Origin of the sequence: Streptomyces sp. TSRI0107 (assembly GCF_001905845.1) — a bacterium.
Taxonomy (GTDB): domain Bacteria; phylum Actinomycetota; class Actinomycetes; order Streptomycetales; family Streptomycetaceae; genus Streptomyces.
This window is the reverse complement of record NZ_LIVZ01000012.1, coordinates 247,683-261,795: the sequence shown is the minus strand read 5'-3', so window position 1 is coordinate 261,795 and position 14,113 is coordinate 247,683. Positions and strand designations below refer to the sequence as shown.

The window sequence follows — 14,113 nt, the reverse complement described above, 5'->3', positions numbered from 1 at the left end:
CGGAGACATCATGTTCACCATCGGAGACTTCGCCCGGCACGGCCGCGTGTCGGTCCGGATGCTGCGTCACTACGACGCGACCGGGCTGCTGCGCCCGGCCCATGTCGACCCGGCCAGCGGCTACCGCTACTACACGGCGGCCCAACTCGCCCGCCTCAACCGCGTCATCGCCCTGAAGGACCTGGGCTTCACGCTTCAGCAGGTCAAGGACATCGTGGACGAGAAGGTCGGCGCCGAGGAGCTGCGCGGCATGCTCCGGCTGCGGCGGGCCGAGCTGGAGACGGCGGTCGCCGCCGCGCGGGCGCGGCTGGTCCAGGTCGAGGCGAGGCTCCGAGCGATCGAGAGTGAGGGACACATGTCCACGAACGACGTCGTCCTCAAGAGCGTCCCCGCGGTCCGGGTGGCGGAACTCACCGCGACCGCCGAGAGTTTCGGGCCCGAGGACATCAGCCCCGTCATCGGTCCGCTCTACGACGAGCTGTTCCGGCGTCTGGAGGCCGCGGCGGTCGCCCCCTCGGGCCCGGGGGTCGCCTACTACGAGGACGCCCCGGAGGGCGCCGGCCGGATCACGGTCCATGCCGCCGTCCAGGTCTCCGCCTCGCTCCAGGACGGCGCCTTCCGCGTGCTCGACCTGCCGTCGCTCGACCAGGCGGCGACCATCGTGCACCGAGGCTCGATGGACGGCGTGCTGCCCACGGTCCAGAGCCTGGCTCACTGGATCGACGCCAACGGCTACCGGTCGACCGGGTACCCGCGCGAGATCAACCTGGAGTGCCCCGAGAGCCGCGACGACTGGGTGACGGAACTCCAGAGCCCGGTCACCCCGGCCTGACCCGTCACAACGCGCAGTCGGCCGCCGGGTACCGGCTGATGCCCGGCGGCCGACTACGCGGCAGGCTCAGCCGGTTGAGGCGACGCAGGCATATCGGGTCCCGCGCCCACTTGCCGCCCGGCCGGTGATTCGAGCCTTGCCCGAAACCTTGCCACTGCCACCGCCTCCCCCTATCCTCGCGGAGCGGAAAGCGCTTTCCCACTGCACAAGGGTCGCTTCGACAGAAGCGACCATCGCGGCATTCGCCGCCCCCGCGCACCAGAGCCGCCACCGATCCACGCGTGGGCTCCACCCGGCAGCCGACGCGCCCACGGAACGAAGGGTGCACGCCACGACGACGCCGCACCGCACTGCCCGACGCTGCCCCGACAGCGACGGCATCCAGGCGACAAACCGCTGATCAGGACACTGATCACAGCGGCGGTCGGCTACGCGGTGACAGCACCGCTGGCGCCCTTCGGCCGGAGCGGTCCGAAGCACACGGCCACGGTGACCTCGTGGCCGACGCCGACGACCCCGAGCCTCCCGGCCACGGCGGCGGAGCCGCCGACTCGCGAGCACTTCGGCGAGTCGAGAACAGAACGCGCTTGCCGTCAGCCCTGCCGTCGGCGGCGCGCAGCAGGAAACAGAAACGCTCAGTGGGAAACAGCAACGCTCAGCATTCAGGGACGAATGGGGAGACGACGATGAGACGACCAGTCGCAGTGCGACTCTACGCGGCGCTGGCCACGATGGCCCTCGCGGTCGGGACCGGCGCGGCGCTGTCGGCACCGCAGGCCTCGGCGGCGACCGCCGGCGCCACCGGCTACGCGACCCAGAACGGCGGCACCACCGGCGGCGCCGGCGGTCAGACGGTACGCGCCACCACGGGCACCGCGATCCACCAGGCCCTGTGCGGCCGGGCAAGCAGCAGCACCCCGATCACCATCCAGGTCGAGGGGACCATCAATCACGGCAACACCAGCAAGGTGTCCGGCGACAGCTGCAGCACCGCCGACGGCGTGATCGAGCTCAAGCAGATCAGCAACGTCACCATCGTCGGGGTCGGCGGCGGTGCCGTCTTCGACCAGCTGGGCATCCACATCCGCGAGTCCAGCAACATCATCCTCCAGAACGTGACCGTGCGGAACGTCAAGAAGTCGGGCTCGCCCACGTCCAACGGCGGTGACGCCATCGGCATGGAGAGCGACGTCCGCAACGTCTGGGTCGACCACGTCACCCTGGAGGCGTCGGGCGGGGAGTCGGAGGGCTACGACGGTCTCTTCGACATGAAGGACAACACCCAGTACGTCACCCTGTCGTACAGCGTTCTGCGCAACTCCGGCCGCGGCGGGCTCGTCGGGTCCAGCGAGAGCGACGTCTCGAACGGCTTCATCACCTACCACCACAACCTGTACGAGAACATCGACTCCCGCGCTCCCCTGCTGCGCGGCGGCGTCGCCCACATGTACAACAACCACTACGTGAGCCTCAACGAGTCCGGCATCAACTCCCGGGCCGGCGCCCGCGCCAAGGTGGACAGCAACTACTTCGAGGACTCCAAGGACGTCCTGGGCACCTTCTACACCGACGCGGCCGGCTACTGGCAGGTCAGCGGCAACATCTTCGACAACGTGACGTGGTCCAGCCCGGGCGAGGACAACAACCCGGCGGGCCCGGACCCGCAGTCCAACACCACCGTCGGCATCCCGTACTCGTACAGCCTCGACGGGGCGAGCTGCGTGCCGGCCATCGTGAGCCAGACGGCCGGCGCCAACAAGGGCCTGAAGGTGTCGGACGGCAACTGCACCCCGCAGACCCCGACCCCGACGCCGACCCCCACCGACCCCACCCCGACCCCGACCGACCCCACGCCCACGCCGACCCCGACGCAGCCCGGCGGGACCAACCTGAGCATCGGGGCGGGCTCCGACGGCTCCAGCAAGGCGAGCGGGACGAGCTACGGCTACGTGCGCGACGGTGACATGGGCACCTACTGGTCGCCGGCCGGCGCCACCGGCTCCGTGTCGATCAAGTGGGGCTCCGCCACCGCGATCTCCAAGATCAACATCCGGGAGGCGGCCGGCGCCACCGGTCGCATCGGGTCGTGGCGGGTCGTCAACGCCGACACCGGCGCCGTGCTGACCACCGGCACCGGCGCGGGGGTCATCTCCTTCCCCCGGACCTCGCTCGGCAAGGTCACCTTCGAGATCACCGGCTCCTCCGGCACCCCGCGGATCGCGGAGTTCGAGACCTACGCCGGCTAGGCTCTGTCGTTTGGATCAGCCCGGCTGTGAGGGACGGTGCGTCCCGGCCGAGTCGAGCGGGGTCTGGTGCGTGCAGCTGCAAGGCGGAGGAGGGAGTCGACGCGGCGCGTCGGCGACTGACGACTACGCGGCAGATGTGCGTGCCGGACCCCGCGACGCCGGGATGATCCAAACGACAGGGCCTAAGGCGGGTCCGCCGGGTTCCGTGTCCCCGCGTGGGCACGGAACCCGGTCGTGGGTCCGGCCCCTGTGGCACGATGCTGCGGGTGAGCAGCAGTTCCCCCACCCCCACTCCCCCGCACCTGAGCGACCTCGCGCGGCTGCGCCGGGTGCGCGACCGGATCGACCGGGAGTACGCCCGGCCGCTGAACGTCGAGGCGCTCGCGCGCGACGCGCACATGTCGGCCGGGCATCTCAGCCGCCAGTTCAAGCTCGCCTACGGGGAGTCGCCGTACGGCTACCTCATGACGCGGCGGATCGAGCGCGCGATGGCGCTGCTGCGCCGCGGCGATCTCAGTGTCACCGAGGTCTGCTTCGCGGTCGGCTGCCAGTCGCTCGGCACCTTCAGCACCCGCTTCACCGAGCTGGTCGGCGTGCCGCCCAGCACCTACCGGCGCGAGGCGGCGGACGCGACCGAGGGCATGCCGTCGTGCGTCGCGAAGCAGGTGACCAGGCCGATCAGGAATCGAGAAGCGCGGCCGTCGGGCCGCGGCTAGCGTGACGGCCATGGACATCACGATTCACGCGAGTTTCCTCCCCCACGACGACGCGGACGCCGCCCTGGCCTTCTACCGCGACACCCTCGGCTTCGAGGTCCGCAAGGACGTCGGCTACGGCGGGATGCGCTGGATCACGGTCGGCCCCGTCGACCAGCCCGGCACGTCCATCGTCCTGACGCCCCCGGCCGCCGACCCCGGCGTCACCGACGACGAACGCCGCACCATCGCCGAGATGATGGCCAAGGGCACCTACGCCGGCATCCTCCTGGCCACCCGCGACCTCGACGGCGTCTTCGATCGCGTGCAGGCCACCGGTGCGGAGGTGGTGCAGGAGCCGACCGAGCAGCCGTACGGCGTCCGCGACTGCGCCTTCCGTGACCCGGCGGGCAACATGGTCCGCATCCAGCAACTGGACTGAGCACACCCGGATCCGCCACGCGCCGCGAACGGCGCGGCCCTGACGAGGGCCGCGCGCACGGAGACCGCCCGAACGCGGTCCGCCAGACAGATGGAGAAGGATGACCATGGCCACGAGGCCCCAGCCGCAGTCCCCTGCGTCGCACGCCGCCGACAGCCACGATCTGATCCGCGTGCACGGGGCGCGCGAGAACAATCTCAAGGACGTCAGCGTCGAGATCCCGAAGCGCCGGCTGACGGTGTTCACCGGCGTGTCCGGCTCGGGCAAGAGCTCGCTGGTCTTCGACACGATCGCCGCGGAGTCGCAGCGGCTGATCAACGAGACGTACAGCGCGTTCGTGCAGGGGTTCATGCCGTCGCTGGCGCGGCCCGAGGTCGACGTGCTCGACGGGCTGACGACGGCGATCATCGTGGACCAGCAGCGGATGGGGGCGGACCCGCGCTCCACGGTCGGCACGGCCACCGACGCCAACGCGATGCTGCGCATCCTCTTCAGCCGCCTCGGCGACCCGCACATCGGCCCGCCGAGCGCGTACTCCTTCAACACCGCCTCGGTCCGGGCGAGCGGCGCGATCACGGTGGAGCGCGGCAGCAAGAAGGCGGTGAAGGCGACCTACGAGCGCACCGGCGGCATGTGCACCCGCTGCGAGGGCCGGGGCACCGTCTCCGACATCGACCTCACGCAGCTCTACGACGACTCGAAGTCGATCTCCGAGGGCGCGTTCACCATACCCGGCTGGAAGTCGGACAACGTGTGGACCGTGGGGCTCTACGCCCAGTCCGGTTTCCTCGACCCGGACAAGCCGATCAGCCGGTTCACCGAGAAGGAGATGCGGGACTTCCTCTACGGCGAGCCGACCAAGGTGAAGGTCAACGGCGTCAACCTCACCTACGAGGGCCTGATCCCGAAGATCCAGAAGTCGTTCCTGTCCAAGGACAAGGAGGCGATGCAGCCGCACATCCGGGCGTTCGTGGAGCGGGCCGTCACCTTCACCACCTGCCCCGAGTGCGACGGCACCCGGCTCAGCGAGGGCGCCCGGTCGTCGAAGATCAAGGGCGTCAGCATCGCCGACGCCTGCGCCATGGAGATCCGCGACCTCGCCGAGTGGATCCGCGGCGTCGAGGAGCCGTCGATGGCCCCGCTGCTGACCGCGCTGCAGCAGACCCTCGACTCGTTCGTGGAGATCGGTCTCGGCTACCTCGCGCTGGACCGGCCGTCGGGCACCCTGTCGGGCGGTGAGGCGCAGCGCGTCAAGATGATCCGCCACCTCGGCTCCTCCCTCACCGATGTCACGTACGTCTTCGACGAGCCGACCGTCGGTCTGCACCCGCACGACATCCAGCGGATGAACGACCTGCTGCTGCGGCTGCGGGACAAGGGCAACACGGTGCTCGTCGTGGAGCACAAGCCGGAGGTGATCGAGATCGCCGACCATGTCGTCGACCTGGGCCCCGGTGCCGGTACGGCGGGCGGCGCCGTCTGTTTCGAGGGCACCGTCGAGGGGCTGCGGGCCGGCGGCACCATCACCGGCCGGCATCTCGACGACCGGGCCCGTCTCAAGGAGTCGGTGCGCGAGCCCACCGGCGCCCTGGAGGTCCGCGGCGCGTCGGCGAACAACCTGCGGGGCGTCGACGTCGACATCCCGCTCGGGACGCTCGTCGTGGTCACGGGCGTCGCCGGTTCCGGCAAGAGCTCGCTGATCCACGGCTCGGTCGCCGGGCGGGACGGCGTGGTGGCGGTCGACCAGACGCCGATCCGCGGCTCGCGCCGCAGCAACCCGGCGACGTACACCGGGCTGCTGGACCCGATCCGCAAGGCGTTCGCGAAGGCCAACGGCGTCAAGCCGGCGCTGTTCAGCGCGAATTCGGAGGGCGCCTGCCCCACCTGCAACGGCGCCGGGGTGATCTACACCGACCTGGCGATGATGGCCGGGGTCGCCAGCCCGTGCGAGGACTGCGAGGGCAAGCGGTTCCAGGCGTCGGTGCTGGAGCACCGTCTCGGCGGGCGGGACATCAGCGAGGTGCTCGCGATGTCGGTGACCGAGGCCGAGGAGTTCTTCGGCGCGGGCGAGGCCCGCACCCCCGCGGCCCACCGGATCCTCGAGCGGATGGCCGACGTCGGGCTCGGCTACCTCACCCTCGGCCAGCCGCTCACCACGTTGTCGGGCGGCGAGCGGCAGCGGCTGAAGCTGGCCACGCACATGGGTGAGAAGGGCGGCGTCTACATCCTCGACGAACCGACCACCGGCCTCCACCTCGCCGACGTCGAGCAGTTGCTGGGCCTGCTGGACCGGCTCGTCGACTCCGGCAAGTCGGTCATCGTCATCGAGCACCACCAGGCGGTCATGGCGCACGCGGACTGGATCATCGACCTCGGTCCGGGCGCCGGCCACGACGGCGGCCGGATCGTCTTCGAGGGCACCCCGGCCGACCTCGTCGCGGCCCGCTCCACCGTCACCGGCGAGCACCTCGCGGCGTACGTCGGGGCCTGACGGGAGGGGGCTTCAGCCGGCCCGCGCGGCCGGCTGAAGCTCCGCTCATCCTTGTTCCCGCTCCACCGGCAGCCACAGCTCGGCGTCGGCCTCGCTGCCGTCCGCCGACAGGCGGGTGCGCAGGATCTCCGGGCCGGGGCGGCCGCGGTACGGGTTGGACGGGAACCACTGGGTGAACACGTCCCGCCACAGCGTCTGGATCGCCTCCGGAGCCGGTCCGGAGACGGTGAACACGGCCCAGGCGCCGGACGGAACGGCCAGGGTCGTGGTGCCGTCGGGGGCGGCGGCGGTGGTGATGACGCCCTGGTAGTAGTCGAGTTCCGTGCCCTCGGCGCGGCTCGGGTCCAGGTCGTCGCAGACGGCGACGATGCCCTGCGGCTCCTGGTCCGCGAGCTTCTCCAGACGCTCCAGGGCCTCGCGGTCGAGACCCCGCACGAAGTCGATGATCGCCTGGTTCGGCCCCGAGTGCACCAGGGGCACCCGGGTCTTGAAGCCGACGACGGTGAAGTCCGGCCGGTCCACGACGCGGTATCGCATGCTGCTGTTCCCTTCGACGGTGAGGCGGAAGGTGAGCCGTGGCTGGGCGACGAGCGCGGCGCCCGTGCGCCGGGCCTCGCCCGGGCCGACGCCGTGCATGACGCGGAACGCCCGCGCGAACGCCTCACCCGAGCCGTAGCCGTAGCGGACCGCGGTCTCCAGCAGCGACTCGTGTCCCGCGAGCACTTCGGCGCCCGCGACCGTGAGCCTGCGGCGCCGGATGTACTCCGACAGCGGCATGCCCGCGAGCGCGGAGAACATCCGGCGCAGGTGGTACTCCGAGGTGGCGGCGGTCCGCGCCAGCCCGGCCACGTCGATCGACTGGTCGAGGTGGCCCTCGATGTGCTCCATGACCTGGTTGAGCCGCTCCAGCACGCCCGGCCCCCTTCCTTTTGACGTTCACCACGCTATGAACGGCCCGCCCCGCCCGACCCGACATCCTGTGCCCGATCGGGTCGGGTGCCGGGTCGGCCTCACTTGTGGTGCCGCGCGGGGGCGGCGCGGCGCCCCCGCGCGGCGAAGGTGGTCCGGACGCGGATCAGACGCCGAACGCCGCGGCGTAGCGGACGGTTCCGCCGGGCAGCGGGTGGCCGGCGTCGAGGGTGAGGGCCATCAGCGCCTCGTCCGGGACGTCGAAGGTCACGCCGATGCCGTGCGCGGAGGCGCGGCCGAAGCCGAACCGGGGGTAGTACTCGGGATGTCCCAGGACGACGACGTGGTGTTCGCCGGCCTCCTTGGCCGCCTGGAGGGCCGCGCGTACGGCCGCGGCTCCGGCGCCGTCGCGTTGCCGCTCGGGCCGGACGGCGACCGGGCCCAGGCACAGGGCGGGGACGTCACCGATGTGACAGCGGGTCAGGAGCGCGTGGCCGACGAGGTGTCCGCGTTCGTCGGCGGCGACGAGGTTCAGCCCGTCGATCCACGCGGTCGGGTCGGCGCGCAGGGCGTCGACGAGGTCGGCCTCCAGCGCCGTCGGGAAGGCGGCGAGGTCGATCTCACGGATGGCGGGGATGTCGGCGCCGGTCTCGGCGCGCGTGATCCAGTGGTTTCCCATGATGGATGAGGATCCGTTTCGATGAGACGTTCGTGTGGACGCCTCGCGAGCTCACGCTCCCGGCGAGGGCGGAGGAGATGAGGTCAGGCCACGACCGGGGACGTGAGGGAGACCCGGACGCTGTGCGTGGTGGCCTTGAGCGCGGTCATCGACCTCACCTCCCTGATGTCTCGATCTGCGCCGCTGATGCGGCATGTACACGAACGGATGTCAGCCTACACCCGATGGCTCGGGGCGGACCCGGACGGATGCTCTCCCGGTGGCTGTGCGCTACGTGGGGGCGGAGCCGGCGAGCGGCCTGTGGGCCGTGGCCGCCGGCCGCCTCGCGACGGTGCTCCTGCTTCTGCCGGGCACGGCAGGCGCGGTGGTGCCGCTCAGCCCGGGGTGCCCTGACGGCGCGTCATGTCACCGGGGCGGGCCGGGGAAGCCCAGCTGGCCGGGAAGGCCGGAGGCGGGGCTCGGGGCGACGCGCATCACGGCCTCCAGGTCGCGGCGTATGCGGTCGGCCTCGCTGCGCACCTGAAGGGGGATGTCACCGCGTTCGGCGATGAGGCGGCTGTAGATCGGGGTCTCCTGGAACACGGTGGGTCTGCTTTCCTCTGCTTCGTTCGGCGGCGGTGGCGCGGGCTGGGTGTGTGACGGGTGTGCGGTGATCAGTATCGCCGACCCCCGGCGGGCGCACCGGCCCGGGCCGGGACCGGCCGCTCCCACGATCGTCCCTTCCGTCGGTCGTCACCCCGGCCACCGCGAGATCATCTCACTCACCGCACCCCGCCCGCGGGTGCTTCCGGCATCATGGGAGCGCTCCCGCACCGCGGCCCCGCCCGCATCGCCCAGACCCGGACGTCCGAAAGCGTGCCCTCATGCAGAGCCTGACCAAGCGCCGCGTCTCTCCCGACGAGCTCGACCGGCTGCTGCGCGCGGCCACCGGCACGGGGTGCCGGGTGCAGCGCGAGCTGACCGACGGCTGGTTCAACACGGCCTACCGCGTCCTCCTCGACGACGGCAGGCCGGCCGTCGTCAAACTCGCCCCGCCCGCCGACGCCGCGGTCCTGCGCTACGAACGCGGCATCATGGCGACGGAGGCCATGGTCTACCGGCGTATCGCGGACCTTCCGGGCGGTGGCGTGCCCTCCCCCGCGCTGCTCCACGCCGGAGAGGACTTCCTCGCCCTCTCGGTCCTGACGGGCCTGCCCTGGGACCGGGCGGCCGCCCGGCTGTCGCCCGGCACCGAGGCGGCACTGCGCCGGGAACTGGGCGCGATCACCGCCCGTCTGCACACCCTGACCCCGCCGGACGGCCGGTTCGGCTACCCGGCCGCCGAGTCGGCGCTCTCGGCCCCGCGCTGGCGAACCGCCTTCGCCGCGATGGTCGACGCGCTCCTCGACGACGCCGGGCGCTGGCGGTCCCCGCTGGACGTGCCGCCCGACCGGATACGCGCCCTGGTGGCCGAGGGCGGGGACGCGCTGGACGAGGTCACCGAGCCCCGGCTGGTCCACTTCGACCTGTGGCCGGGCAACATCTTCGTCGCCGGCGCCGACGACGGCGGGCCCGCCGGGATCACCGGGCTCATCGACCACGAGCGGGCGTTCTGGGGAGACCCGGCCGCCGAACTGGTCTCCTTGGCGTTCGGAGGCGACACCGGCCCGGACAGCGATCTGGTCGCCGGCTACACCGAGGCCGGCGGCACCCTCGACTTCACCCCGGCCTTCCGGCACCGCCTGGCCCTGTACCGCCTCTACCTGGGCCTGCTGCTCGTCGTCGAGTGCGGTCCGCGCGGGTACGGCGCCGATCATCTGGACTTCGCCCGCCGCAGCCTCACCGAGGCCGCCGCCGGGCTCCGGTCGCTCGGGTAGGGCGACGGCGAGCGGGAGGCCCGCCGCGGATCCGGCTGCATTCATCCCGGCAGATGTGGCACCTGGCTCCTGATGCAGGGATTTCGACGAGCTCTACAGGGTGTCCCGCGCGGTGTGCGGGCGGTCGGCGAGGCGCTTCGCCGGGCGTGGACGGAACCGGGCCGGGAACGCGACCTGGCGGTACAGGCCGGCAAGGCGGCGCTGGCCGCCTGTCTGGCCTGGGCTGTCGCGGGCTGGTGGCTGGGCGCGCCGATGGCGTTCGTCGCGCCGTGGGTGGCGATCGTGCTGGTGGAGTCGACGGTGTACCGGTCGATCGCGCACGGCCTCCAGCAGGTGGCGGCCATCGCCACCGGGACGGTCGTGGCCACCGGCACCGCCCTGCTGCTGGACTCCACGATGTTGGCGATGGGCTTGGTGCTGCCGGCGGCGGTGCTGCTGGGGAACTGGCGGCGGCTCGGCAGCCAGGGGATCTACGCGGCCACCGGCGCCCTGTTCGTGCTGACCATGCAGCCGGTCACGATCGCCGGTTCGGCGGCCCGGATCGCGGAGGCGGTCTTCGGCGCGGTCGTGGGCATCCTGGTGAACGCGCTGGTCCGGCCCCCGGTGTATCTGCGCAGCTCGCGGGCCGCGCTCGAGGACGCGGCCCGCGAGGCGCAGGAGATCCTCGACTCGGTCGCCGACGGGCTGGCCGCCGGGGACTGGGACGCGCAGGCGGCCGGTGCCGCGCACGAGCGGGCGCTGCGCCTGGGCCGGCTGGTGGAGCAGGCGCGTTCGGCGGTCGGCTGGAGCCGGGAAAGCCTGTGGGCCAACCCCCGGCGCCGTGACCGTGGTACGGCCTCGCCCGGACCGGAGGACCACGACGACGCGGTCACCGTCCTCGACCACGTCGCCGTCCACACCGCGGGCGTCACCCGGGCGGTGCTGGAGTCCTGTGACGGCGAGCGGGGAGCGCCCCGGCCGGGCCCGCATGTCACCGAGCCGTACGCCGAATTCCTGCGCCGCAGCGCCCGGGCCGTCCGGCTCTACACCACCAGCCGGTTCGCGCCGGGCGGGGCGGACCGGCGGGCGGACCGGGAGCTGCGCGAGGTGGTCGAGGAGCTGGACCGCACCCTGGCCGGCCTGCGGCAGCGGCTGCTCGGCGCGGTGCCCGACGACCCGGACGCGCTGGCGACGTACGGCACGCTGCTGACCCAGGCGCGCCGGCTGGCCGACCAACTGGTCGGACGCTGATCGGGAGGTGGGCGGCGGACCGTCCGGGGTACTCGCGCACTCGGCGCGGGACCGAGCGCGGCGGCACGGCCGGTCCCGGACACGAGACCGATGGGAGGTGATCGCCGTGTTCAGTACGCGGTCGCATCGCACCGCACCCGGCCAGGAGGCACAGCACCCCGGCCAGGAACCGGTGAGCGAGCTGGTGCAGCGGGCGTCGCAGCAGCTGACGGAGCTGGTCCGCGGCGAGCTGCGCCTGGCGCAGGCGGAGATGAAGGAGAAGGGCCGGCGCTACGGCAAGGGAGGCGGACTGTTCGGCGGCGCCGGCGTCGTCGGCTTCCTGACGCTCCAGGCGCTGGTCGCCACGGTGATCGCGGCTCTGGCGATCCCGCTGCCCGTGTGGGCGGCGGCGCTGATCGTGACCGTGGTGCTGGGTGTGATCGCCGCGGTCATGGCGATGAGCGGCAGGAAGCAGGTGGGCCGGGCCGCGCCGCCCGTGCCGGAGCAGACGATCGAGAACGTGAAGGCCGATGTGGCCGAGATCAAGGAGAGCGCGCACCGATGAGCGAGCCGTCCCACGGCAAGAAGACAGCCCCGAGCCCCGAGGAGCTGCGCGAGCAGGTGGCGCGGACCCGGAGCGAGCTCGGGGACACGGTCGAGGCGATCGCGGCGAAGAGCGACGTGAAGAGCCGCGCGCAGGAGAAGGCCGCGGAGGTCAGGGAGCAGGCCGCGGCGAAGGCCGGTGAGCTCCGGGCCAAGGCCGCCGAAGTGGCCCACCAGGTTCAGGACAAGCTGCCCGAACCGGTCAAGGACAAGGCCTCCCAGGCAGCCGGGCAGGCCCGGGAGACGGCCGCCCGGGCCGGTCGGGTGTGGGAGGAGAAGGCACCCGAGCAGGTGCGGCACACGACCGCCGAGGGGACCCGGCTGGCCCGGGACCACCGCACGCTGCTGCTGGCGGTCGCGGGCGCGGCCATGGCGGTCTGGCTGGTCTGCCGCCGGAGCGGCGGCGGGCGGGGCTGACAGCGCGTACCGACCCGGGCGGGCACCTTCCGTGGGCCCTCCCGGGTCGGCGTGCTGTCAGGAGCGCAGCCAGACGGCGGTGTCCTGGGGCAGCCGTGCGTCGCCGTCGAGCGGTCCGCTGGCGAGCAGGAGGGCGCTGTGGGCGGGCAGGTCGACGGGGGCCGCCGAGAGGTTGACCACGCAGGTCAGGCCGTGCGGGCGGGCGAAGGCGAGGACCCCGTCGGGGGCGGGGAGCCAGGTGAGGGGGCCGTCGCCGAGGCCTTCGGTGGCGCGCCGCAGGCGGATGGCCCGCCGGTAGAGGGTGAGCATCGAGTCGGGGTCCGCGGCCTGGCGGTCGGCCGCGTAGTTAGGCCAGGTGTCCGGCTGGGGCAGCCAGGGCGGTGTCTGCGCGCCGAAGCCGCAGTGCGGTTCACCGGCGGCCCAGGGCAGGGGTACCCGGCAGCCGTCGCGGCCCGGGTCCGTGCCGCCGGAACGGAAGTGCATCGGGTCCTGGACGCGGTCCAGGGGGATGTCGGCCTCGGGCAGGCCGAGTTCCTCGCCCTGGTAGACGTAGACCGATCCGGGCAGGGCCAGGGTCAGCAGGGCGGCGGCGCGGGCGCGGCGGGTGCCGAGGGTGAGGTCGGTCGGGGTGCCGAAGGCCTTGGTGGCGAAGTCGAAGGCGGTGTCCGCGCGGCCGTAGCGGGTCACCGTGCGGGTCACGTCGTGGTTGCACAGGACCCAGGTGGCGGGGGCGCCGACCGGGGCGTGTTCGGCGAGGGTGTCGTCGATGGCGCGGCGCAGCCGGTCCGCGTCCCAGGGGCAGGTGAGGAAGTTGAAGTTGAACGCGGTGTGCAGTTCGTCGGGCCGGAGGTAGCGGGCGAAGCGTTCGGCGTCGGGCAGCCACACCTCCCCCACGAACACGCCGCCGAACTCGTCGGCGACGGCCCGCCAGGAGCGGTAGATGTCGTGGAGTTCGTCCCGGTCGATGAACGGGTGGGGGCCGGTGCCCTCCTGGAAGTCGGGCAGCGCGGGGTCCTTCGCGAGGAGGGCGGCGGAGTCGATGCGGACGCCGGCGACGCCGCGTTCGAACCAGAAGCGCAGCACGTCCTCGTGTTCCTGCCGGACGGTGGGGTGGGCCCAGTTGAGGTCGGGCTGTTCGGGGGTGAACAGGTGCAGGTACCACTCGCCGTCGGGGACGCGGGTCCAGGTGGGTCCGGCGAACTGGGACGGCCAGTCGTTGGGCGGCAGTTCGCCGTTCTCGCCGCGTCCGGGCCGGAAGTGGAACAGTTCGCGTTCTGGGCTGCCGGGGCCGGCGGCGAGCGCGGCCCGGAACCAGGGGTGCTGGTCGGAGACGTGGTTGGGGACGATGTCGACGATGGTGCGGATGCCCAGTTCGCGGGCTTCGGCGATCAGTTTCTCGGCCTCGGCGAGGGTGCCGAAGGCGGGGTCGATGGCGCGGTAGTCGGCGACGTCGTAGCCGCCGTCGACCAGCGGTGAGTGGTACCAGGGGGTGAACCAGACGGCGTCCACACCGAGTTCCGCGAGGTAGGGCAGTCGTGCCCGGACGCCCGCGAGGTCCCCGGTGCCGTCGCCGTCGCCGTCGGCGAAACTGCGTGGGTACACCTGGTAGATGACGGCGTCGCGCCACCAGTCGTCGGTGCGGTGCGGGTTGGGGGCTGCCACGTGACGGTCCTTTCGGGCAGGGTGGATCTTCGCCGCCGGCCCGGAGGCGGGGCGTCGGACGGGCCGGCGGCG

At 72.5% G+C, this 14,113-nt stretch carries 13 protein-coding genes; 9 read left to right on the top strand and 4 right to left on the bottom strand.

All coding sequences use genetic code 11. From position 1 onward, the window contains the following. Positions 1-10: 10 nt before the first annotated feature. The 5 genes from AMK31_RS30370 to AMK31_RS30350 all read left to right on the top strand — a co-directional run bounded on the left by AMK31_RS30370 (position 11) and on the right by AMK31_RS30350 (position 6,706). On the top strand, positions 11-832 hold the full coding sequence (locus tag AMK31_RS30370) for a MerR family transcriptional regulator (protein ID WP_073943892.1): 822 nt from the start codon (positions 11-13) through the stop codon (positions 830-832). A gap of 686 nt (positions 833-1,518) precedes the next feature. After that, positions 1,519-3,078 (top strand): pectate lyase family protein, encoded by a 1,560-nt coding sequence (locus AMK31_RS30365; RefSeq protein ID WP_073943891.1) that lies wholly within the window; start codon positions 1,519-1,521, stop codon positions 3,076-3,078. 257 nt (positions 3,079-3,335) lie between these two features. Continuing rightward, a complete protein-coding gene (locus AMK31_RS30360) occupies positions 3,336-3,794 on the top strand; it encodes a helix-turn-helix transcriptional regulator (protein WP_073943890.1) in 459 nt (152 codons plus the stop codon). 10 nt (positions 3,795-3,804) lie between these two features. After that, complete coding sequence (locus AMK31_RS30355; RefSeq protein WP_073943963.1) at positions 3,805-4,215, top strand: VOC family protein; 411 nt, start codon at positions 3,805-3,807, stop codon at positions 4,213-4,215. A gap of 100 nt (positions 4,216-4,315) precedes the next feature. Continuing rightward, on the top strand, positions 4,316-6,706 hold the full coding sequence (locus AMK31_RS30350; protein ID WP_073943889.1) for an ATP-binding cassette domain-containing protein: 2,391 nt from the start codon (positions 4,316-4,318) through the stop codon (positions 6,704-6,706). Between the two features lie 45 nt (positions 6,707-6,751). Here AMK31_RS30350 and AMK31_RS30345 read toward each other — a convergent pair whose 3' ends face one another. The 3 genes from AMK31_RS30345 to AMK31_RS41115 all read right to left on the bottom strand — a co-directional run bounded on the left by AMK31_RS30345 (position 6,752) and on the right by AMK31_RS41115 (position 8,876). After that, complete coding sequence (locus AMK31_RS30345) at positions 6,752-7,618, bottom strand: AraC family transcriptional regulator (protein WP_073943888.1); 867 nt, start codon at positions 7,616-7,618, stop codon at positions 6,752-6,754. A 163-nt stretch (positions 7,619-7,781) separates the two neighbouring features. After that, complete coding sequence (locus tag AMK31_RS30340; protein ID WP_073943887.1) at positions 7,782-8,294, bottom strand: GNAT family N-acetyltransferase; 513 nt, start codon at positions 8,292-8,294, stop codon at positions 7,782-7,784. A gap of 405 nt (positions 8,295-8,699) precedes the next feature. Beyond that, positions 8,700-8,876 carry a hypothetical protein gene (locus AMK31_RS41115; RefSeq protein ID WP_198948595.1) on the bottom strand — a complete coding sequence of 59 codons (177 nt, stop codon included), beginning with the start codon at positions 8,874-8,876 and terminating at the stop codon, positions 8,700-8,702. 281 nt (positions 8,877-9,157) lie between these two features. Between AMK31_RS41115 and AMK31_RS30335 the strand changes: the two genes are divergently transcribed. The 4 genes from AMK31_RS30335 (at position 9,158) to AMK31_RS30320 (ending at position 12,379) form a co-directional block, all read left to right on the top strand. Further along, positions 9,158-10,150, top strand: a complete 993-nt coding sequence (locus AMK31_RS30335) for a phosphotransferase family protein (protein ID WP_073943886.1) — start codon at positions 9,158-9,160, stop codon at positions 10,148-10,150. A 72-nt stretch (positions 10,151-10,222) separates the two neighbouring features. Next, complete coding sequence (locus AMK31_RS30330; RefSeq protein ID WP_073943885.1) at positions 10,223-11,380, top strand: FUSC family protein; 1,158 nt, start codon at positions 10,223-10,225, stop codon at positions 11,378-11,380. A gap of 172 nt (positions 11,381-11,552) precedes the next feature. Then, positions 11,553-11,924, top strand: coding sequence for a phage holin family protein (locus tag AMK31_RS30325; protein WP_073943962.1), 372 nt, complete (start codon positions 11,553-11,555; stop codon positions 11,922-11,924). Continuing rightward, the gene (locus AMK31_RS30320; protein ID WP_073943884.1) at positions 11,921-12,379 is read left to right on the top strand and encodes a DUF3618 domain-containing protein; all 459 of its coding nucleotides are present in this window, start codon (positions 11,921-11,923) and stop codon (positions 12,377-12,379) included. The genes AMK31_RS30325 and AMK31_RS30320 overlap by 4 nt, the downstream gene beginning before the upstream one ends. A gap of 57 nt (positions 12,380-12,436) precedes the next feature. Here the strand turns inward: AMK31_RS30320 and AMK31_RS30315 are convergent, their stop codons facing one another. Continuing rightward, positions 12,437-14,041 (bottom strand): glycoside hydrolase family 13 protein, encoded by a 1,605-nt coding sequence (locus tag AMK31_RS30315; protein WP_073943883.1) that lies wholly within the window; start codon positions 14,039-14,041, stop codon positions 12,437-12,439. Between the last annotated feature and the right edge of the window lie 72 nt (positions 14,042-14,113).

Excerpts from the sequence above, each read along its gene's own strand:
- AMK31_RS30370 (WP_073943892.1), top strand. The coding sequence starts at position 11 with ATGTTCACCATCGGAGACTTCGCCCGGCACGGCCGCGTGTCGGTCCGG.
- AMK31_RS30365 (WP_073943891.1), top strand. The coding sequence starts at position 1,519 with ATGAGACGACCAGTCGCAGTGCGACTCTACGCGGCGCTGGCCACGATG.
- AMK31_RS30360 (WP_073943890.1), top strand. The coding sequence starts at position 3,336 with ATGCTGCGGGTGAGCAGCAGTTCCCCCACCCCCACTCCCCCGCACCTG.
- AMK31_RS30355 (WP_073943963.1), top strand. The coding sequence starts at position 3,805 with ATGGACATCACGATTCACGCGAGTTTCCTCCCCCACGACGACGCGGAC.
- AMK31_RS30350 (WP_073943889.1), top strand. The coding sequence starts at position 4,316 with ATGACCATGGCCACGAGGCCCCAGCCGCAGTCCCCTGCGTCGCACGCC.
- AMK31_RS30340 (WP_073943887.1), bottom strand. The coding sequence starts at position 8,294 with ATGGGAAACCACTGGATCACGCGCGCCGAGACCGGCGCCGACATCCCC.
- AMK31_RS30335 (WP_073943886.1), top strand. The coding sequence starts at position 9,158 with ATGCAGAGCCTGACCAAGCGCCGCGTCTCTCCCGACGAGCTCGACCGG.
- AMK31_RS30330 (WP_073943885.1), top strand. The coding sequence starts at position 10,223 with ATGCAGGGATTTCGACGAGCTCTACAGGGTGTCCCGCGCGGTGTGCGG.
- AMK31_RS30320 (WP_073943884.1), top strand. The coding sequence starts at position 11,921 with ATGAGCGAGCCGTCCCACGGCAAGAAGACAGCCCCGAGCCCCGAGGAG.